This window comes from Achromobacter sp. Root83, assembly GCF_001428845.1.
GTDB lineage: Bacteria > Pseudomonadota > Gammaproteobacteria > Burkholderiales > Burkholderiaceae_B > Achromobacter.
Window position 1 is genome coordinate 19,080 of record NZ_LMIU01000004.1, and the last position, 17,981, is coordinate 37,060.

17 protein-coding genes are annotated in these 17,981 nt (G+C 71.8%); all 17 read left to right on the top strand.

The window, feature by feature from the left end; all coding sequences use genetic code 11:
* The first annotated feature begins 4 nt into the window (after positions 1-4).
* The 17 genes from ASE30_RS07095 to ASE30_RS07175 are packed head-to-tail and all read left to right on the top strand — an operon-like array spanning position 5 to position 17,975.
* On the top strand, positions 5-529 hold the full coding sequence (locus ASE30_RS07095; RefSeq protein WP_057283603.1) for a phage tail protein: 525 nt from the start codon (positions 5-7) through the stop codon (positions 527-529).
* Positions 530-541: 12 nt separating this feature from the next.
* Positions 542-1,276, top strand: coding sequence for a hypothetical protein (locus ASE30_RS07100; protein ID WP_057283604.1), 735 nt, complete (start codon positions 542-544; stop codon positions 1,274-1,276).
* Positions 1,273-2,043, top strand: coding sequence for a hypothetical protein (locus ASE30_RS07105; protein ID WP_057283605.1), 771 nt, complete (start codon positions 1,273-1,275; stop codon positions 2,041-2,043). The genes ASE30_RS07100 and ASE30_RS07105 overlap by 4 nt, the downstream gene beginning before the upstream one ends.
* Positions 2,040-3,332: a DUF4255 domain-containing protein gene (locus ASE30_RS07110; protein WP_057283606.1), complete on the top strand. Its 1,293-nt coding sequence runs from the start codon at positions 2,040-2,042 to the stop codon at positions 3,330-3,332. The genes ASE30_RS07105 and ASE30_RS07110 overlap by 4 nt, the downstream gene beginning before the upstream one ends.
* The gene (locus ASE30_RS07115) at positions 3,329-5,272 is read left to right on the top strand and encodes an ATP-binding protein (RefSeq protein WP_057283607.1); all 1,944 of its coding nucleotides are present in this window, start codon (positions 3,329-3,331) and stop codon (positions 5,270-5,272) included. Before ASE30_RS07110 ends, ASE30_RS07115 begins: the two co-directional genes overlap by 4 nt.
* The gene (locus ASE30_RS07120; protein WP_156407568.1) at positions 5,269-5,511 is read left to right on the top strand and encodes a hypothetical protein; all 243 of its coding nucleotides are present in this window, start codon (positions 5,269-5,271) and stop codon (positions 5,509-5,511) included. Before ASE30_RS07115 ends, ASE30_RS07120 begins: the two co-directional genes overlap by 4 nt.
* A gap of 27 nt (positions 5,512-5,538) precedes the next feature.
* Positions 5,539-6,705, top strand: coding sequence for a DUF4157 domain-containing protein (locus ASE30_RS29240; RefSeq protein ID WP_057283609.1), 1,167 nt, complete (start codon positions 5,539-5,541; stop codon positions 6,703-6,705).
* A gap of 8 nt (positions 6,706-6,713) precedes the next feature.
* Positions 6,714-6,983, top strand: coding sequence for a hypothetical protein (locus ASE30_RS07130; RefSeq protein WP_057283610.1), 270 nt, complete (start codon positions 6,714-6,716; stop codon positions 6,981-6,983).
* Positions 6,980-7,633 carry a hypothetical protein gene (locus ASE30_RS07135; RefSeq protein WP_057283611.1) on the top strand — a complete coding sequence of 218 codons (654 nt, stop codon included), beginning with the start codon at positions 6,980-6,982 and terminating at the stop codon, positions 7,631-7,633. Before ASE30_RS07130 ends, ASE30_RS07135 begins: the two co-directional genes overlap by 4 nt.
* The gene (locus ASE30_RS07140) at positions 7,630-7,962 is read left to right on the top strand and encodes a hypothetical protein (RefSeq protein WP_057283612.1); all 333 of its coding nucleotides are present in this window, start codon (positions 7,630-7,632) and stop codon (positions 7,960-7,962) included. The genes ASE30_RS07135 and ASE30_RS07140 overlap by 4 nt, the downstream gene beginning before the upstream one ends.
* Positions 7,955-9,082 carry a hypothetical protein gene (locus ASE30_RS07145; RefSeq protein WP_057283613.1) on the top strand — a complete coding sequence of 376 codons (1,128 nt, stop codon included), beginning with the start codon at positions 7,955-7,957 and terminating at the stop codon, positions 9,080-9,082. The genes ASE30_RS07140 and ASE30_RS07145 overlap by 8 nt, the downstream gene beginning before the upstream one ends.
* Positions 9,079-9,594 carry a phage baseplate assembly protein V gene (locus ASE30_RS07150; RefSeq protein ID WP_057283614.1) on the top strand — a complete coding sequence of 172 codons (516 nt, stop codon included), beginning with the start codon at positions 9,079-9,081 and terminating at the stop codon, positions 9,592-9,594. Before ASE30_RS07145 ends, ASE30_RS07150 begins: the two co-directional genes overlap by 4 nt.
* 12 nt (positions 9,595-9,606) lie before the next feature.
* Positions 9,607-9,930 (top strand): hypothetical protein, encoded by a 324-nt coding sequence (locus tag ASE30_RS07155; protein ID WP_057283615.1) that lies wholly within the window; start codon positions 9,607-9,609, stop codon positions 9,928-9,930.
* Positions 9,931-9,941: 11 nt separating this feature from the next.
* A complete protein-coding gene (locus ASE30_RS07160) occupies positions 9,942-10,304 on the top strand; it encodes a GPW/gp25 family protein (protein WP_057283616.1) in 363 nt (120 codons plus the stop codon).
* Positions 10,301-12,757 carry a putative baseplate assembly protein gene (locus ASE30_RS07165; RefSeq protein WP_057283617.1) on the top strand — a complete coding sequence of 819 codons (2,457 nt, stop codon included), beginning with the start codon at positions 10,301-10,303 and terminating at the stop codon, positions 12,755-12,757. The genes ASE30_RS07160 and ASE30_RS07165 overlap by 4 nt, the downstream gene beginning before the upstream one ends.
* Positions 12,754-15,879, top strand: coding sequence for a putative baseplate assembly protein (locus tag ASE30_RS07170; RefSeq protein WP_057283618.1), 3,126 nt, complete (start codon positions 12,754-12,756; stop codon positions 15,877-15,879). Before ASE30_RS07165 ends, ASE30_RS07170 begins: the two co-directional genes overlap by 4 nt.
* Positions 15,876-17,975, top strand: coding sequence for a phage tail protein (locus ASE30_RS07175; RefSeq protein ID WP_057283619.1), 2,100 nt, complete (start codon positions 15,876-15,878; stop codon positions 17,973-17,975). Before ASE30_RS07170 ends, ASE30_RS07175 begins: the two co-directional genes overlap by 4 nt.
* The last annotated feature ends 6 nt before the right edge of the window (positions 17,976-17,981 follow it).

The following is a 17,981-nucleotide window of genomic DNA, read 5'->3' on the forward strand; positions in this document are numbered from 1 at the left end:
CGCCATGGCGCAGTTCACCGTCAACCCGCAACGTTTCGATCCGTACAAGAATTTCAAATTCCGCGTGAAATGGGATGGCCGCTACGTGGCCGGCGTCAGCAAGGTTTCCGCGCTCAAGCGCAGCACCGAAGTGGTGGAACACCGCGAAGGCGGCGATCCCTCCAGCGGGCGAAAATCGCCGGGCCGCAACAAGTACGAAGCCGTCACACTGGAGCGCGGCGTCACGCACGACCGCGAATTCGAGCAATGGGCCAACAAGGTGTGGAACTTCGGATCGGGCCTGGGCAGCGAGGTCTCGCTGAGGGATTTCCGCAAGGACATCATCATCGAGGTCTACAACGAAGCCGGCCAACTCGTGCTGGCCTATAAGGTGTTCCGCTGCTGGGTGTCGGAGTACCAGGCGGTGCCCGACCTGGACGCCAATGCCAATGCGGTCGCGATCCAGAACATCAAGCTCGAGAACGAAGGATGGGAGCGCGACTACGAGGTCGCCGAACCTTCCGAGCCGAGCTTCGTCGAGCCGGCCTGATGGAGCGCCGCCATGGACGCCCTGATCGAATCGCAGATTCTTGCTCTGTGGGAAGCGGGCCGTGACAGCCACCCGATAGACCGCGGCCTGCGCGCGCTGGCCGTGGCGATGCCCGGCGAGGCGCCGCGCGATATCGCATCGCGTCCCGTCGGATGGCGCACGCTGGCGCTGCTGCGCCTGCGCAGCGCCACGTTCGGGCGGCGGCTGGCGGCATGCGCGGACTGCCCCGCCTGCGGATCGGCCATGGCCTTCGACGTCGATATCGCGGCGCTGCTGGAGACGCTGTCCGCGCCACCCGAGGACGCGTCCGCGCGGCCGGTCTTCGACGCTCACGGCGCGGCCTGGCGTCTTCCCAGCAGCCATGATCAGGCGCGGGCCGCCCACGCGGCCGATAGCGGCGAAGCCCTGACCCTGCTGCTGCGGGCGTGCCGCCTGGGCGTTCCGGACGACGCGCTGCTGCCGCGTGGCGCGGCGCTGGAAGAGATCGAGATGCGCATGGAAGCGCTGGACCCCGCCGCCAACATCGAGCTGTCGCTGCGCTGCGCCGATTGCGCGCACGAATGGCTGGTCGCGCTGGACGCCGACGCCTGCCTGTGGGACGACATCAGCGCGACCGCCCTCGGCCTGATGCTGGACGTGCATCGGCTGGCGCGCGCCTACGGCTGGACCGAAACGCAGGTGCTGGCGCTGGGCCCCGGCCGCCGCGCCGCCTACCTGGACCTGGCGGACAGGGAGACCATCTCATGAGCGGATTCCTGCACCAGCTTGCGCGGCGCAGCCTGGGCTTGGCCCCGCGGATGCGCAGCGCGCCGGCGTCGCCGCTGATGTCCCCGCGTAACGCTGGCGCACAGGACGAAGCCTGGCCGGACACGGTCCCCGCCAGTGGGGCGGCACATTCCGCCGCCCTGGAGACTCCGGAATCCGCATCAGGCCTGATGGCCATGGACACCTGGGCACGGGCGCAAGCGCGCTTGGCGCCCCAACAGGGATCCGGCACAGCGCCCGCGCATACGGGTCCGCACCGGAGGACCGATCCCGCGCCCGCCGCAGCGGGCATCCATGCCACCGAGAGCGCGCCGGCTGCGTTCCAACCGGCGGCCGAGCGGACCTCGGCGGCGCCATTTTCGTCCGCGCCGCCGCGCCGGGATGCGAGCCTCGCGGCCATGCGGGAGCAGGCCGCAACGCTGGACGCTGAGCGGCGGATCCCGCCTTCCGTGACACGCGTGGACGCGGCGCGCGCCGACACGCCGGGCGACGTGCGCGCGGCAAACGATGCCGCCGATGCCCGCGCGGCATCCAGGCCGGGAACACCGGCGTGGATGCAGCCGGACACGCGCGCCCTGCCCGCGCGCACCCATGGACCGGACCGCCGGCCCGCCCCCGATGTCCACATCACCATCGACCGCCTGGAGGTCGCCCCGCCCGCGCCGCTTCCGCGCGCGGCGCCCCCCGCGCGATCGGCCGCGCTATCCCTGCGCGCCTATCTTTCCACCAGGCGATCGGGACAACCATGAGCAATGCCCTGGCCATCGCGGCGGTCACGGCCGTCCTCAAGGACCTGCTGGATTCGGGCCTGATCGACCACGCCGTGACGGATACGCTGGGCGCCGGCGTCAAGGTATCGGCGCTTGCGCCGGATGCCGTGTCGCTGGACAACCAGGAAGATCCCCAGCTCAACCTTTTTCTGCACCAGGTCTCGCCCAACGCCGCCTGGCGCAACGCCGCCCTGCCGTCACGCGACCCGGCGGGCGAGCGCATCGCCAATCCGCCGCTGGCGCTGGACCTGCATTACCTGCTGACCGCCTACGGGCGCGCTGAGCTGCAGGCCGAGGTTCTGCTGGGCTATGCGCTGCAACTGCTGCATGAATCCCCCGTGCTGCCGCGCGAGGCCGTGCGCCGCGCGCTGGACCCGGACGTGGTGGACGGCGCCATCCTGCCCACGGTCTACCAGAGCCTGCGCGGCGCGGACCTCGCCAGCCAGGTCGAACTGCTGAAGATCACGCCGTCGGCGCTCGGCGCCGAAGAGATGTCGCGTCTGTGGTCCGCGCTGCATGCCCACTATCGTCCGACCGCCGCCTTCCAGGTGTCGGTGGTGCTGATCGAATCGCGCCGGCCGGCGCGCGGCGCGCTGCCCGTCCTGACGCGCGGCGAGCGTCTGCCTGGCAGTCCGCGCGACCGCGGGGTGCAGGTGTTCCCCAGCCTGACCCCGCCGCTGCCCACGCTGCTGTCCGTGCAGCCAGCGGGCAGGCAGCCGGTGGCGGTGGCGGGCGGAACGGTCACCTTGCTGGGCCACCACCTGGACGGCCTGGCGCGGCTGGTGCTGCTGCGCCACTCCACGTTGCAGACCGAACGCCTCGTGCCCGTCGACGCAGGCACGGATACGTGGCTGCGCCTGACCATGCCGGCGGACCTGCCCGTGGGCGTGTATCGCATCCATGCCACGGTGCAGGCCGCCGATACGGGACTGCGGCGCGACAGCAATCAGCTGGCCCTGGTGCTCGCGCCCGAACCCGTACTGCCGCCGGCGTCGGCCACGCGCAATGGCAGCGCCGTGCGCATTGAACTGGCGGTGGCGCCGCCGCTGCAGGCGGGGCAATCGGCCAGCCTGCTGCTGGGCGACCACGACCTGCCCGCCGAACCCTACACCGCGCCGGCCAGCCAGCTGGCCTTCGTGTGGCGCGATGCGCCGCCAGCGGGAACGCAGTTTCTGGCACGCCTGCGGGTGGAGGGCATCGACAGCCCGCTCGTCGACCGCGAGGCCGTCCCGGTCCGATACCTGAACCGCCAGATCGAGCTGCCATGAACGCGCGCACGCCCCTGAGCTGGACCGACGCCAACCAGCAGTTGCTGGCCACGGAATTCGCCCGGCTGCGCGCGCGCCTGGACAAGCCGGGCGGCCGCGCGCCGCGCCAGGGTCCGCAACGGCTGGCGCAGGCCCGCGCCGCGCTCGACGGCGAAGGGGCGATCGATCAATTGAGCGCGGCGTTCGGCTTGTCGGCGTTCGAACGCGACCTGCTGCTGCTGTGCGCCGGCGTCGAAATGGATGCCCGCCTGGCCGAGCTGTGCGCCGCCGCGCAGGGCCGTGGCGGCGGAATGCGCCACGCCAGCTTTTCCCTGGCGCTGGGCGCGCTGGAAGGCGCGCACTGGAGCGCGCTGTCGCCGCAGCACCCGCTGCGCCGCTGGCGGCTGCTGGAGGTGGACGAAGCGGCCGACCTGAGCACGGCGCGCCTGCGCATCGACGAACGGGTGCTGCACTTCCTGGCCGGACTGAACGAACTGGACGCGCGCCTTCGTCCCCTGCTGCGGCCCGCGGCGGCCCTGCCCCATGCCGCGCCCGCGCACGAAGCGGCGGCGCGACGGATCTCCGAATGGATCGCCGCCGACAGCGACGCGCCCCTGCCTGTGTTCGTCCTGGAGGGCAACGACCCCGGCGCGCAGGAAGATGTGGCCGCGCGCGCGGCGCGGGCGGCCGGGCTGGCCTGCCTGGTGCTGCAGGCCGAGGACGTCCCGGACGCCGCGACCGAACGCGAGGCGCTGCGCACCCTGTGGCAGCGCGAAGCCGTTCTGTTGAGCGCGGCGCTGTACATCGACGCCTCCGACACCCTGCCGCCCGCGGCGCGCCATCTGGCCGAACAGGCGGGCGCGCTGTGCTTCCTGGCGGTCAGCGAACCGGTCACGCTGCGCGCGGCTACACGGCATTGCGCGATTTCCCGCCCGCAGGAGGCCGATCGCCGGACCCTCTGGCGCGACGCGCTGGGGCCGCAGGCCACGGCCCGGGCCGGCGCGGGGCTGGAGCAGGCGGCAAGCCAGTTCGGGCTGGACTCTCGCACCTTGCAGCTCACTGCCTCCTCGCTCAAGCCCGCGCTGCAGGACGCCTCGGCCGATCCCGCCACATTGCTCTGGCAGGGTTGCGCCCAGGCCAGCCGGCGCCGCCTTGACGGCCTGGCCCAGCGCCTGACGCCCGCCGCAGGCTGGGACGATCTGGTGCTGCCCGGCCCCCAGCTCGCCGTGCTGCGGCAGATCGCCGCGCATCTGCGCCAGCGCTACCGGGTCCATCAGGACTGGGGTTTCGCCGCGGCGCAATCCCGCGGCCTGGGCCTGGCCACGCTCTTCACCGGCGAAAGCGGCACGGGCAAGACCATGGCCGCCGAGGTGCTGGCGCGCGAGACGGGGCTGGACCTGTACCGCATCGACCTGTCGGCGGTCGTCAGCAAGTACATCGGCGAAACCGAAAAGAACCTGCGCCGGCTGTTCGAGGCCGCCGAGGATGGCGGCGCCATCCTGCTGTTCGACGAAGCGGACGCGCTGTTCGGCAAGCGCACGGAGGTCAAGGACAGCCATGACCGCTACGCCAACATCGAAATCAGCTACCTGCTGCAGCGGATGGAATCCTATCGCGGGCTGGCGGTGCTGACCACCAACCTGAAGTCCAACCTGGACAGCGCATTCCTGCGGCGGCTGCGCTTTGTCGTCCAGTTTCCGTTCCCCGACCTGGATCAGCGCGCGCGCATCTGGCGCGGTGTCTTCCCGGCCGCCACACCGACCCGTGAGCTGGACGCGCACCAATTGGCGCGCCTGAATCTGACGGGCGGCAGCATACGCAACGTCGCGCTGAACGCGGCCTTCCTGGCCGCCGATGCCGGCACCGAAGTCACCATGGCGCTCGTGCTGCAAGCCGCGCACGCCGAAGCCGCCAAGCGCGAACGGCCGCTGGCCGACGCCGAAACCAGGGGATGGCCATGAAACCCGCAATACACCTGCATATCCGCGCACTGAGCCTGCCGAGCCACGACGCGGCCGAACGCAACGCCTTTCTTGCCGCCATGGTGCAGGAATTGATCCGGCGCGCGGCGGCGCAAAACGCCCTCGCCGACGATGTGAACGCCGGGGAGGTGCGCGCCGTGGCTGGCGGCGGCACGCCGGTCGATGCCGGCACACAGGCCGGGCGCGCCATGGCCGGCGTAATTCGCGGCAAGACCTGATCGCCCTCGCGCCCTCCGGATATCGCCATGGGAACCTCCGCTACCCTGTTTGCGCCACGGCCCGAATCCGCGCCGCCGCGCTCGCGCCTGCTGCAGCGCCGCTGCGCCTGCGGCTGCGGCGGCAAGACCTCCTGCGCCGCGTCGCCGCTGTCCGGCCGCGCGCGCCGCGGCGGGCAGGACGTGCCGGAACAGGTCGAGGACGTGCTGCGCAGCGCGGGCGAGCCGCTGGCCGCCGCCGACCGCGCGGATTTCGAGCATCGCTACGGCCACGACTTCAGCCGCGTGCGTATCCACGCGGACGCGCGCGCGGCCGCCACGGCGCGCGCCCTGCACGCGCAGGCCTACACCGTCGGGCCGCATGTAGCTTTCGGCGCGGGCCGGTATGCGCCGGGCACGCGCCACGGCCGCGCCCTGCTGGCGCACGAACTGGCGCATGTCGTGCAGCAGCAGGCGCGCTACCGGCCGGACCTGCCGCTAGAACTCGGACCCGCGCACTCGCCCCTGGAAGCCGAGGCCGACCGCGCGGCGGACTCCCTGGCCGCGCCCGCGGCCTCGCGCGGCGCGGCCGCGCAGACCGTGCAGCGCGCCGGCATGGGCGATCTCCGCGTGGCCGAGGCCGAGGCGCGCAAATGCCCGGGCACCCACACCATGGCGGACGACGTGTACGCGGCGGTGAACGAGGCGTGGTCCAAATCGGGCCACGGCGAGGACACCGTCACCGAACACGGCGGACGCATCGTGTCCGACAAGGACGCCAAGCGCGTCATCCGCACCGGCTCGGGCGGCGGCGGCAGCATCAGCCTGCCCGCCGAGCAGAAGGGCGACTACACGCTGGGCACCTTCCATACCCATCCCTACAGCAAGTCTGAAAAGTCCAAGCTGGGCGTGAGCTTTTCCGGCGGCGACGTGGCCAACTTCATGGCCGGCAACCAGGGCTGGGTCAAGTACGTCGGCGCCGGAAGCTGCCACTACGCGCTGAGCATCCAGGACTATGAAGCCGTGTACGACTGCCGCAAGCGCAATGTCGATTTCAAGACGCGCTGGAACGATGCGTTCGCCGCCGCGACCGGGACCTTCCAGGCCAAGGTCGAGACCGCCGTGCGGGCCTCGGTCGACGGCTGCGGCATCTGCTACTACCGCTCGTGCCGCCCGGACGAGGCCAGCGCCGTCCCCAAGAACATGAGTCTGATCTAGGAACCGCCATGGAAGACTGGATAGGAAAGACCGTTGGAGAAGTGCTCGCGCTGTGCCAGACGCGCTATGCCGACGTCACCATGGTCGACGAGCCGCCCGGCAAGCTGCGCGCCGTGGAACTGGACTGCGCCGCGCGGATGCCGGTGTCGCGCTATGTCCTGGAATTCGACTATCGGCCCGAACTGTTCAGCGCCGGGCGCGACTGGCCGGAATCGCTGGTCGGCGCGCAGAAGGTGACCGCCGTGCGCAACGCCGCCGAACCGCAGGCCTATCCATGAGCGGCCCCCTCGGACCCCGCCTGCTGCGCGGCGGCATCATCCTCATCGATCCGGCCAGCGGCGCCGTGCAGCGCGTCATCTCGCTGCAGTACAACCCCGAGACGCTGACCCGCACGCTGCAACCGCAGGCGGCTGATGGCGGAGGCGCGGTGTCCGAGCCGTTGCGCCTGAAGGGTCCGCCGGCCGAGACGATCAAGCTGGACGCCGAACTCGACGCCACCGATCAGCTCGAATTTCCCGACGACCATCCCCAGGCGCGCGACACCGGCATTCACGCCCAGCTCGCGGCGCTCGAGACCATCGTCTATCCCGACAGCGCGGCGCTCATCCGCAACAACCAGATGGCCAACCTTGGCACGCTGGAGATCGCGCCCACCGTCGCGCCGCTGAGCCTGTTCGTCTGGAGCCGCGAGCGCGTGGTGCCGGTGCGCGTGACCGATTTCTCGATCACCGAAGAAGCCTTCGACGCGCGTCTGAATCCCATCCGCGCCAAGGTGTCGCTGGGCATGCGCGTGCTGCATGTGGGCGACCTGGGCTTCGGCGACAAGGGCGGCCATCTCTACCTGGTCTACCAGCAGCGCAAGGAACGGCTCGCGGCGCTGGCCGGGCTGGGCGGCCTGGGTTCCGTCGGACTGGAGTCCCTGCCATGAGCGTGCAACGCTTTCCCGCCACCAGCCGCTATCACGGCGTGGCGACCGCCGAACTGGCCGGCGCCGACGGCCGGCCGCTGGTCTATCTGCGCCGCCGCTTCCTGCCGGATCCGGCCGCGCTGACCCCGGTGGGCGAAATGAGCGTGGCGCCCGGCGACCGGCTGGACCGCCTGGCCGCGACCGCGCTGGGCGACCCGTTGCAATTCTGGCGCCTGGCGGACGGCAACGATGCGCCGCGCCCTTCGGCGCTGGAGGAGCCGGGACGCAGCCTGCGCGTGACGCTGCCGGCCGGACTGGGCGGACCGCCTGCAGGAGGCGGCGATGCTTAGCGGCGTGCATCTGACGCTGCTGGTCGGACCGGGGCTGCCCGTGCCCGCGCCCCGGCCGCTGATGGACGGGCTGGAGAGCGCCGAGGTGTCGTCATCCGCCGACGGCCCCGGTGGATTCCAGCTTACCTTCGCAATCAGCAACCGTTCGCCGCTGCACACGCTGCTGGTGATCGCGGGCGGCCAGGTTCCCTGGCTGCGGGTCATCCTGGTGGCGACATTGAACGGATTGCCCATCGTATTGATGGACGGGCTGGTCACGCGCCAGGAACTCACGGACGGCAACGAGCCCGGCCAGTCGCGCCTGACCGTCACCGGCGAGGACCTGACGGTTGCGATGGACAAGCAGGACATGAGCGGCCTGCCCTACCCGGCCATGCCGCCGCCCGCCCGCGTCGCGGCCATCGTCGGACGCTACGCGCTATACGGGATGCTGCCGCTGATCGTGCCGTCACCCTTTACCGACGTGCCCATCCCGGTCGAACGCATCCCCACCCACGAAGGCACCGACCTGGCTTACGTGCGCCAGCTTGCATCGGAAGTCGGCCACGTTTTCTACATCGAGCCCGGGCCGCTGCCCGGCGCCAACCTGGCGTATTGGGGGCCCGAGATCCGCCTGGGCCCGGTACAGCCCGCGCTAAACCTGGGCATGGACGTGCACACCAATGTCGAATCGCTGTCGTTCGCGGTGAACCAATCGGACGCCACCCTGCCGGTCATCTTCATCCAGAACCCGCTGACCAAGTTCCCGATCCCCCTGCCCGTCCCCGACATCAGCCTGGCCAGCCCGCCGCTGGGCCTGTTGCCGCCGATGGCCAAGGGGCTGAGCCTGCTGAAAGGCACGGCGAAACTGTCTCCCGCCGCCGCGCTGGGACGCGGGCTAGCCGTGGCCGCCGGCACGTCCGCCGATGCGGTCACCGCGGACGGTTCGCTCAACGTGCTGCGCTACGGCCACGTGCTCAAGTCGCGCCAGCTCGTGGGCGTGCGCGGCGCCGGCCTGGCCTTCGACGGCCTGTACTACGTCAAGCGCGTGGACAGCTCGCTGAAGGCGGGCGAATTCAAGCAGCAGTTCTCGCTGGCCCGCAACGGCCTGATCTCGACCTTGCCCCTGGTGCCCCCATGACAGACAGCCAACGCCATTACGGCAAATTCCGCGGCGTGGTGATCGGCAACATCGATCCCATGCAGATGGGCCGCCTGCAGGTGCAGGTGCCCGACGTGCTGGGCCTGGGCATCTCAAGCTGGGCCATGCCCTGCGTGCCTTTCGCGGGCCAGCAGAGCGGCGCGTTCGTGCTGCCGCAGATCGGCGCGGGCGTGTGGATCGAGTTCGAACAGGGCAAGCCCGACTATCCCATCTGGGTCGGCGGCTTCTGGGGATCGGCTGCCGAGGTCCCCGCGCTGGCGCTGGCGGGCCTGCCGGTGTCGCCCAGCATCGTGCTGCAGACCGGAGGCCAGAACACCCTGATGATCTCCGACCTGCCCGGCCCCACCGGCGGCATCCTGCTCAAGACCAAGACGGGCGCGATGATCTCCATCAGCGACGTGGGCATCACCCTGTCCAACGGACAAGGCGCCACCGTGATGCTTGCCGGCCCGGTCGTCAACATCAACCAGGGCGCCCTGACGGTGACCTGAGGAGGCGCAACCATGCCCGGACCCTTACTGCATGTCGGCGCCACCGTGCTGTGCGCGCACGGCGGCCAGGCCGTCCCGCTGTCGCCGAATCCGCGCGTGCTGCTGTCGGGCCAGCCCGCGGTGACCATCGCCTCGCCCTATTCCATCGCGGGTTGCGCCCTGCCGCCGCCCCCTTCCGGCAACGGCCCCTGCGTCACCGGGCAATGGCTGACCGGCGCCGCGCGCGTGCAGATCGCCGGACAGCCGGCCGCGTTGCAGACCGGCGCCTCGATCTGCGCGCCGACGGGCACGCCGATGATGGCCACGCTGACGCAGACGCGCGTCCTGGGCATGTAGGGATCCGCGCCATGGCCTACCTGCGCTTTCCCTTCGAACCCGATGCCCGCGGCCGCAGCCGCACCGCCGACGATGCCACGCATGTGCGCGACATGATTGAACAGGTGCTGTTCACCGTGCCGGGCGAACGCGTCAACCGCCCCGACTTCGGCTGCGGCCTTCTGCAGCTCGTGTTCGCGCCCAACAGCGACACGCTGGCCGCCGCGGTGCAGATGAGCGTGCAAGGCGCGCTGCAGCAATGGCTGGGCGAACGGATCGCCGTGGAGGCCGTCAACGTGTCGCACCGTGACTCGACGCTGGAGGTCGAGGTGCAGTATGTGATGCGCCAGGGCCAGCAGCGCCGCCTGGCGCGCTTCACGCGGGACCTGCCATGAACCGCCAATTCCGCAGCGCCAATCCGCGCCGCCTGCAATTGTTGCGCGCCCAGCAGCCTCCCGGCGATAACGGCATCGCCTACGTGGAGATCGACGCGGCCGACCAGCGCACGCTGCGCGTGGTCTGCGCGCATCCCGTGGCGGGCATCGGCCGCGCCCACGTGCGTATCGAAGGCGGCGTGCGCATCCGGGGCATTGCGCTGGCCGCCGAGCCGGTGCTGTCGGGCAACGAGATCCGGCTGACCGTCGACCGCGCCGGCGACTTCTCCTGGTACACGCTGGCCCTGGTCAACCCGGCCGATCCGGACGCCCCCGCGCCGGGCTTTGACCTGTGCCTGTCCACCATCGAGATCAACTTCAAGGCCGGCTGCCCGTCGGAATTCGATTGCGCCGATACGCGCGCCTGCGACCCGCCCGCGCCGCCAGAACCCTTGCTCGACTACCTGGCCAAGGACTACGAGAGTTTCCGGCGGCTGATGCTGGACAGGCTGTCGCAAAGCATGGCGGATTTCACCGAGCGCAATCCCGCCGATTTCACCGTGGCGCTGGTCGAAACGCTGGCCTACGCGGCCGACCATCTTTCCTATGCGCAGGACGCGGTCGCGACCGAAGCCTATCTGGACACCGCGCGCCGCCGCACTTCGCTGCGGCGCCATGCGCGCCTCTTGGACTACCCGCTGCACGATGGCTGCAACGCCCGCGTCTTCGTCGCCTTCGAGGTCAATGCGTTGGGCGAAGGACACGTGGTGCCCGCCGGCACACCCATGCTGACCAGTGCGCCCGAAACGGCGCTGACGGCGCCGGTGCGCCGCCGCGATGCGCTGGACCGGCTGCCGATGCCCGGCGTCGAAGTCTTCGAGACCCTGCACGACCTGACGCTGCACGCCGCGCACAGCCGCATCGCCTTGCACGATTTCGCCGATCCCGATTACTGCCTGCCGCGCGGCCAGACGCAGGCCGCGCTGGTCAACGACCCGCCACTGGCGCTGGCGCGCGGCGACCTGCTGGTGTTCGAGGAGGCCATCGGCCCGCTTACCGGGCGCGCGGCCGACGCCGACCCCGCGCATCGCCATGCGGTGCGCCTGACCGAAACCCGCGCCGGCCGCGACGACCTGACCGGCACGGACCTGCTGCTGGTGGCCTGGCACCCCGACGACGCGCTGCCCTTTCCGCTGTGCGTGAGCCGGGAATTCGACCAGGGCGGCGCGCTGGTCAAGCAGCCGGTTTCCGTCGCCCTGGGCAACGTGGTCCTGGCCGACCACGGCCTGCGCCGGGACTGGGTCCCCCTGGTGCCCGACACCGCGACCGCGCGCGACGCGCCCGCCTCCCGCCCGTACCGGCCGCGTCTTCCCGATACCGGCCTGGCCTATGCCGAACCCTACCGCCATGACCAGGCCGTGTCTGTGCCCTTGCCGGCCGGCGTGGCGCTGGCGCAGGATCCGCGCCGCGCCCTGCCCTGCGGCATGCGGCTGGCGGCCGACGATGCCAGCCAGCCCGGCGATGCCCCCGCGCCCGCCGGCGCCACCTGGTCGCCGCAGCGCAGCCTGCTCTCCAGCGCCCGCGACGCGCGTGAGTTCGTGGTCGAGACCGAAAACGACGGCAGCGCCTGGCTGCGCTTTGGCGACAACCGCTACGGCGCCGCGCCCGTCCCCGGCGAACGCCTGCTGGCCCAATACCGGCTGGGCGGCGGGCCCGGCGGCAATGTGGGCGCGAACGCCATCGGCGCGCTGGTCACCGACGACCCGGACCTGATGCTGGGCGTGTCGCGCGTGCGCAATCCCCTGCCCGCGCGGGGCGGCGCGGCCCCCGAGCCCGCCGACGCGATCCGGCTGAACGCCCCCGAAGCCTTCCGCGTCCAGGAGCGCGCGGTCACGGCCGACGATTACGCGCGCCTGGCCGAGCGCCATCCCCAGGTGCAGCGCGCGGCGGCCCGCCTGCGCTGGACGGGAAGCTGGCATACCGTCTTCCTGACCGTGGACCGGCGCGGCGGCCTGGACGTGGACGCATCGTTTCGAACCGCGATGCGCGCCTTCATGGAACGCTTCCGTCTGGCCGACCAGGACATCGAGTTCTCCGACCCGGTCCACGTGCCGCTGGACATCCTGCTGCGCGTCTGCGCCGCGCCGGGTCACTTCGCGGCCGACGTCAAGGCCGCGCTGCGCGAGGCATTCACGGCGGGCCAGGACCGCACGGGCCGCCCCGGTTTCTTTCATCCCGACCGCTACACCTTCGGCACGCCGCTGGCGTTGTCCGCGCTGATGAGCGCCGCCATGGCCGTGCCCGGCGTGGCGTCGGCGCAAGCAGAACGCTTCCAGCGCTGGGGCCGCGAGCCGGCGGGCGAACTGGACACCGGACGCCTCCTGGCCGCGCCGCTGGAAGTGCTGCGCGCCGACGGCGATCCCAACTTCCCGGAAAACGGCCGCATCGACTTCATCGTGGAGGGCGGATCATGACCTCACCCGACGACTGCGGCTGCTGCGAGGGCCAGCCTGCCCTCACGCCCTCGGACCAGTCCAACCCGCCGGGCCAGCCCGCGCTGCGCCTGCGCGTGGGCACCCACGGACGCTTCCTGGCCAGCCTGACCGCCGACCTGGCGCGTTCGCCCGAACTGGCGGCGCTGACCACGCGGGACGGGGACGATCCGGTGCTGGCGCTGTTCGACGCCTGGGCGGCGGTCTTGGACGTGCTGACGTTCTATCAGGAGCGCATCGGCAACGAAGGCTATCTGCGCACCGCAACCGAACGCCGGTCCGTGCAGTCGCTGGCGCGCGCCATCGGCTACGAGCTTCGGCCCGGCGTGGCCGCCACGGCCTGGCTGGCGTTCTCGATGGAAACCGCGCCGGGCGCGCCGCCGCGCGCGCGCGTCGAACCCTGGACACGGGCCCAGAGCATCCCCGGCCAGGACGAACAGGCCCAGACCTTCGAAACGCTGGAGCCGCTGGAAGCCCGCGCGGCCTGGAACGCGCTGGAGCTGGCCTGGCGCGAGACCGTGCCGCCTGTCTTTGGCGCGCGCACGCTGTGCCTGGCGGGCGTGGCCACCCGCCTGAAGGCGGGCGACGCCGTGCTGATCGTGGGAGACGAGCGCGCGCGCGACTCCGGCAACGAAAACTGGGACTTCCGCCGCTTGACGCAAGTGCGCGAGATCGTGCCCGGCCCGGGCGAGGACGGCGCGCCGGCATACACCCTTGTCTCGCTTGAACGGGGCCTGGGCAGCGCGGCGCTGCACGTGCAGCCGGCGCGCCGCAACCCGCGCTGCCATGCCCTGCGCGCCCAGGCGCATCTGTTCGGGTACAACGCGCCCGACTGGCGCGCCATGCCCGCTACGCTGCGCGCGTCCTATCTGGGCATGGAAGATAGCGCCAGGCCCCGGATCGACGAGTTCCCGCAATGGCCGGGCTACACCTTGGCCGACCTCTCCGATCCGCCGCAGACCCGCGCCGACGGCACCGGCCTCTACGGCGAGTATTACCGCGGCAAGGCATTCCGCGAACGCCTGATGTCCCGCACCGATGCGCAAATCGATTTTCACTGGGCCGCGGGCGGACCGGGCGACGGCGTGCCCGCGGATGGCTTCTGCGTGCGCTGGACGGGCTGGGTGCTCGCGTCCGAAAGCGGCAGCCATGCCTTTCATGTCACGGCCGACGACGGGGTACGGCTCTGGGTGGACGGGGCGCTGCTCATCGACCAGTGGCATGAGCAATCGCCTACCGAATACAGCGGCAGCGCGCGCCTGACGGCCGGACGCAAGCATGACATCCGCATCGAATACTACGAGGCCGGCGGCGACGCCACCATTTCGCTGGCCTGGTCCGGGCCCGGCCTGCCGCGCCAGGTGATTCCCGCCGCGCGCCTCTATCCCGGTGACGCGCACGGCGTGCATCTGGACGCCAGCTACCCGAAATGGGTGGCCGGGGGGTGGGCCGTCCTGTCGATGCCCAATTACGAAGAGCTCTACCGCATCGCCGACGCCACGCCCGACGCGCGCGCCGACTTCGCGCTGGCGGGTCCGACCACCCGCCTGACCCTGCGCGGCGAACGCGTGCGCGAACAGTTCAACCATGCGCTGCGCGAGACCACGGCCTACGGCGAGTCGGAGCCGCTGGACTGGGGCACCCGGCCCGCCTCCGGATTGACGCAGGGCCATGCCCTGGTGCTGGCCGCGTATGAGCCCGGCCTGCCGGAGGGCCGCGTGCTGGCGGTATCGGGCCTGACGCTGGACGACGGCGACGCCGCCAACGTCACGCCGCGCGCGCGGCTCTTGCGCGGCGATCCCCTGGCCAGCGTGCGCGTGGCGCGCGACCGCGCCAGCGCGGATCTGGAATTCGAGGACTTCATGCGCTGCACCGTCAGCCTCGCCGAAGCCTGCGACGTCGTGCGCATCCAGCGCAATGACAGCGCGGGCGGGCGCACCTCGCTGCTGCTCGATGCGGACCTTGCGCATGCCTATCTGCCCGGCACGGTGCGCATCAACGCCAACGTCGCGCCCGCCAGCCATGGCGACAGCCGGCAGATGCGCATTCAGCCCGAAACGCTGGGCAGCGGCGCGGGCAACCGGGCGTTCCAGCGCTTCGCGCTACAGCAGCGGCCCTTGACCTACGTGCCGGCCGCCACGGCCAGCGGCGCGGCCAGCAGCCTGGAAGTGCGGGTGGATGGCCTGTTGTGGGCCCAGGCCGAGCGCATCACCGCGCTGGCCGCGGACGAGCGCGCCTATGTGCTGCGCCTGGACGACAGCGGCGGCGCCACGGTGCAGTTTGGCGACGGCGTGCACGGCGCGCGCCTGCCTTCCGGCGCGGGCAATGTGCAGGCCCGCTACCGCGTCGGGCTGGGCCGGGACGGCAACGTGGGGCGCGGGCAGGTCAGCGTGCTGCTCACGCGCGCGCCGGGCGTCAAGGCGGTGGTCAATCCGCTGCCCGCGACCGGCGGCGCCGACCCGGAAGCCGGCGACGCCGCGCGCCGCAACGCGCCGCTGCGCGTGCGTACGCTGGACCGCATCGTCTCGCTGCGCGACTTCGAGGACTACGCCGCCGCGTTCACCGGTATCGGCAAGGCCCAGGCGGTGTGGTTGTGGGACGGCGAACAGCGGCTGGTGCATCTGACGGTGGCCGGCGAAGACGGCGCGGGCCTGGATCCGGCCGGCGCGCTCTACCGGAATCTGCTGGCCGCCATCGACGCCGCGCGCCCGCCGTATCAGCCGCTGCGGGTGGCGCCCTGCCGCTATCTGGATTTCGGACTGCGCGCCGGATTGGGCATCGATCCCCGGTACGAGGCGGCCAAGGTCCTGCAAGCGGCGCGCGCACGGCTGCTCGACGCCTTCGGCTTCGCCGCGCGCGCGTTCGGCCAGCCGGTGCACGGGGCCGAAGTGCTTGCCGTCCTGCAAAGCGTCGCGGGCGTGCTCTGGGTGGATCTGGACGCGCTGGTGCTCGACGCGGGCCCGGACGGCGCGGCGGCGCGGCGCGGCAACGGACCCGACGCCAGCCTGCCGGCCCGCACCGCCCGCTGGCAGCGAAACAGCCTGCAGCCCGCCGAACTGCTGCGCCCGGACCCGGCCGGCCTGCTGCTGACGGAGCGCACATGACCAACCGCCTGACCGCCGACGCGCTGCTCGCGCTGCTGCCCGCCTTTTACGGGGAACGAGACACCGGCCCGCTGCGCGCGCTGCTCGACGTGCTGGCGCGCCAGGGCGCTCTGCTGGACGCCGACCTGGACCGGCTCTACGACAACTGGTTCATCGAGACCTGCGACGACTGGGTCGTTCCCTATGTGGGCGACCTGCTGGGCGTGCGCGCGCTGTACCCCGTGGGCGCCGCGTTTTCGCCGCGCGCATTGGTCGCCAACACGCTGCGGCTGCGCCGGCGCAAGGGCACGGCGCTGGTGCTGGAGGAACTGGCGGCCGACGCCACCGGCTGGCGCGCCCGCGTCTCGGAATGCTTCGAGCGCGTCTCCACAACGCAGCATGTGAATCACCCCCGCCCGCACGCGCTGCGCACGCCCGACCTGCGCCGCGCGCGCGCCATGGAACGTACCGGCGGCCCATTCGGCGCCGAACTGCACACCGCCGACGTGCGCGCGCTGCCCGCCGGCCGCTACAACCTGCCCAACGTCGCGCTCTTTCTATGGCGGCTGCAATCCTGCACCGTGCAGCGCGGCGACGCCGCCCCCGCCACTACGCAGGCGGGCTTCTACACCTTCGATCCGCTGGGCCGGGATCAGCCCCTGTTCAACCGCCCGCGCACCGAGACGGACATCGAGCATCTGGCCGAGCCCATCAATGTGCCCGAGCCCTTGTCGTGGCGTGACCTGCATCAGGAACTGGAGGCGCGCAGGCAGGCCCTGACGGACGGCGACGCGCCGCCGCAGGGCTGGTTTGCCGACGGCGGGCCCGGCCCCGTCCTGCAGGTATGGGTAGACGGCCAGCCCGTGCCCGCGGAACACCTGGTGATCTGCGATCTGGCGCCCATTCCCGGCGTGTCGCCCGAAGACTGGCGCCGTCCCGACCCGACGCTGCTGGTCAAATCCCGCAATCCCGGCCGGCCGGATCGCGTCTTTCCCGGCCCGGGCGGCCTGCTGGTCGGGCTGGACCCCCGCCGCGGGCGTATCGCACTGCCGGCCGGCGTCACGGCGCAGCAGGTCCAGGTCCGTTATGCGTACGGATTTCCCGGCGATATCGGCGCTGGCCCCTATGACAGGAATGCGGCGCAAACCGTGGCCCCCGGCGCGCCGCCCACGTCCCAAGAGACCTTCGACGTTCAATTGCGCGTGCCCTCGGCCGGTACGCCGACGCTGGTCGCGGCGCTGGCCGCCGTGCAGGCGGGCCAGCGCGTGCGCATCGTCGTCGATCACGACGGCACCGAGCCCGCCACCCCGGACCTCGACCTGCCCGACACCCACCTGGCGATCGAAGCCGGCCCGCTCCGGCGCCCAGTGTTCCAGGGCGACTGGCGGCTGCGCGGCAACGCCAGCACCCGCCTGACACTGGACGGCCTGCTGCTCGACGGCCGGCTGCGGCTCGACGGCGCGCTGCGCGCCGTCTCGCTGCGCCACTGCACCCTGGTGCCCGCGCGCGGCGGACTGCGCCATGCCGGGACGGCGCCCGAACTGGAGCTGTCGCTGTACCGCTGCATCTGCGGCCCGGTGCGCAGCGCCTCCGCGCTGGCCTCCGTCGGCATGGACGGCTGCCTGATCGATGCGCAGGACGTGGCCGCCGCCGCCGTGGACGTGGATGACAGCGCGCTGCGCGTCGCGGCCAGCACGCTGTTTGGACGCGTGGCCGCCGGCCGGCTCGATGCCACCAACACCCTGTTCGGCGCGCCGGTCGCCATCAACCGCCGGCAGGAGGGCTGCGTACGCTACTGCCATGTGCCCGCGCCCTCGGTGACCCCGCGGCGCTATCGCTGCCAGCCGGACCTGGCGGTACAGGACCTGGGTGCCGCGGCCGCCAGGCGCGCCGCCGCCCGCGTCGCGCCCGCCTTCACCTCGACGGATTTTGCGTCGCCCGCCTATGGGCAGCTTGCGCGCGGCTGCGCGCCGGAGATCCGCGAAGGCGCGGACAACGGCGCCGAGATCGGCGCCTGGAACCCCTTGCTGCAAGCCCAGCGCGAAGCCAACCTCAGGCTGGCGCTGGACGAGTATCTGCGCTTCGGCCTCGAAGCGGGATTGATCCCCGTGAACTGAGCCCCC

Coding starts and splice junctions, on each gene's coding strand:
- ASE30_RS07155 (WP_057283615.1), top strand. CDS start 9,607: ATGCCCGGACCCTTACTGCATGTCGGCGCCACCGTGCTGTGCGCGCAC.
- ASE30_RS07130 (WP_057283610.1), top strand. CDS start 6,714: ATGGAAGACTGGATAGGAAAGACCGTTGGAGAAGTGCTCGCGCTGTGC.
- ASE30_RS07140 (WP_057283612.1), top strand. CDS start 7,630: ATGAGCGTGCAACGCTTTCCCGCCACCAGCCGCTATCACGGCGTGGCG.
- ASE30_RS07100 (WP_057283604.1), top strand. CDS start 542: ATGGACGCCCTGATCGAATCGCAGATTCTTGCTCTGTGGGAAGCGGGC.
- ASE30_RS07105 (WP_057283605.1), top strand. CDS start 1,273: ATGAGCGGATTCCTGCACCAGCTTGCGCGGCGCAGCCTGGGCTTGGCC.
- ASE30_RS07150 (WP_057283614.1), top strand. CDS start 9,079: ATGACAGACAGCCAACGCCATTACGGCAAATTCCGCGGCGTGGTGATC.
- ASE30_RS07135 (WP_057283611.1), top strand. CDS start 6,980: ATGAGCGGCCCCCTCGGACCCCGCCTGCTGCGCGGCGGCATCATCCTC.
- ASE30_RS07110 (WP_057283606.1), top strand. CDS start 2,040: ATGAGCAATGCCCTGGCCATCGCGGCGGTCACGGCCGTCCTCAAGGAC.
- ASE30_RS07145 (WP_057283613.1), top strand. CDS start 7,955: ATGCTTAGCGGCGTGCATCTGACGCTGCTGGTCGGACCGGGGCTGCCC.
- ASE30_RS07170 (WP_057283618.1), top strand. CDS start 12,754: ATGACCTCACCCGACGACTGCGGCTGCTGCGAGGGCCAGCCTGCCCTC.
- ASE30_RS07165 (WP_057283617.1), top strand. CDS start 10,301: ATGAACCGCCAATTCCGCAGCGCCAATCCGCGCCGCCTGCAATTGTTG.
- ASE30_RS07175 (WP_057283619.1), top strand. CDS start 15,876: ATGACCAACCGCCTGACCGCCGACGCGCTGCTCGCGCTGCTGCCCGCC.
- ASE30_RS07120 (WP_156407568.1), top strand. CDS start 5,269: ATGAAACCCGCAATACACCTGCATATCCGCGCACTGAGCCTGCCGAGC.
- ASE30_RS07115 (WP_057283607.1), top strand. CDS start 3,329: ATGAACGCGCGCACGCCCCTGAGCTGGACCGACGCCAACCAGCAGTTG.
- ASE30_RS29240 (WP_057283609.1), top strand. CDS start 5,539: ATGGGAACCTCCGCTACCCTGTTTGCGCCACGGCCCGAATCCGCGCCG.
- ASE30_RS07160 (WP_057283616.1), top strand. CDS start 9,942: ATGGCCTACCTGCGCTTTCCCTTCGAACCCGATGCCCGCGGCCGCAGC.
- ASE30_RS07095 (WP_057283603.1), top strand. CDS start 5: ATGGCGCAGTTCACCGTCAACCCGCAACGTTTCGATCCGTACAAGAAT.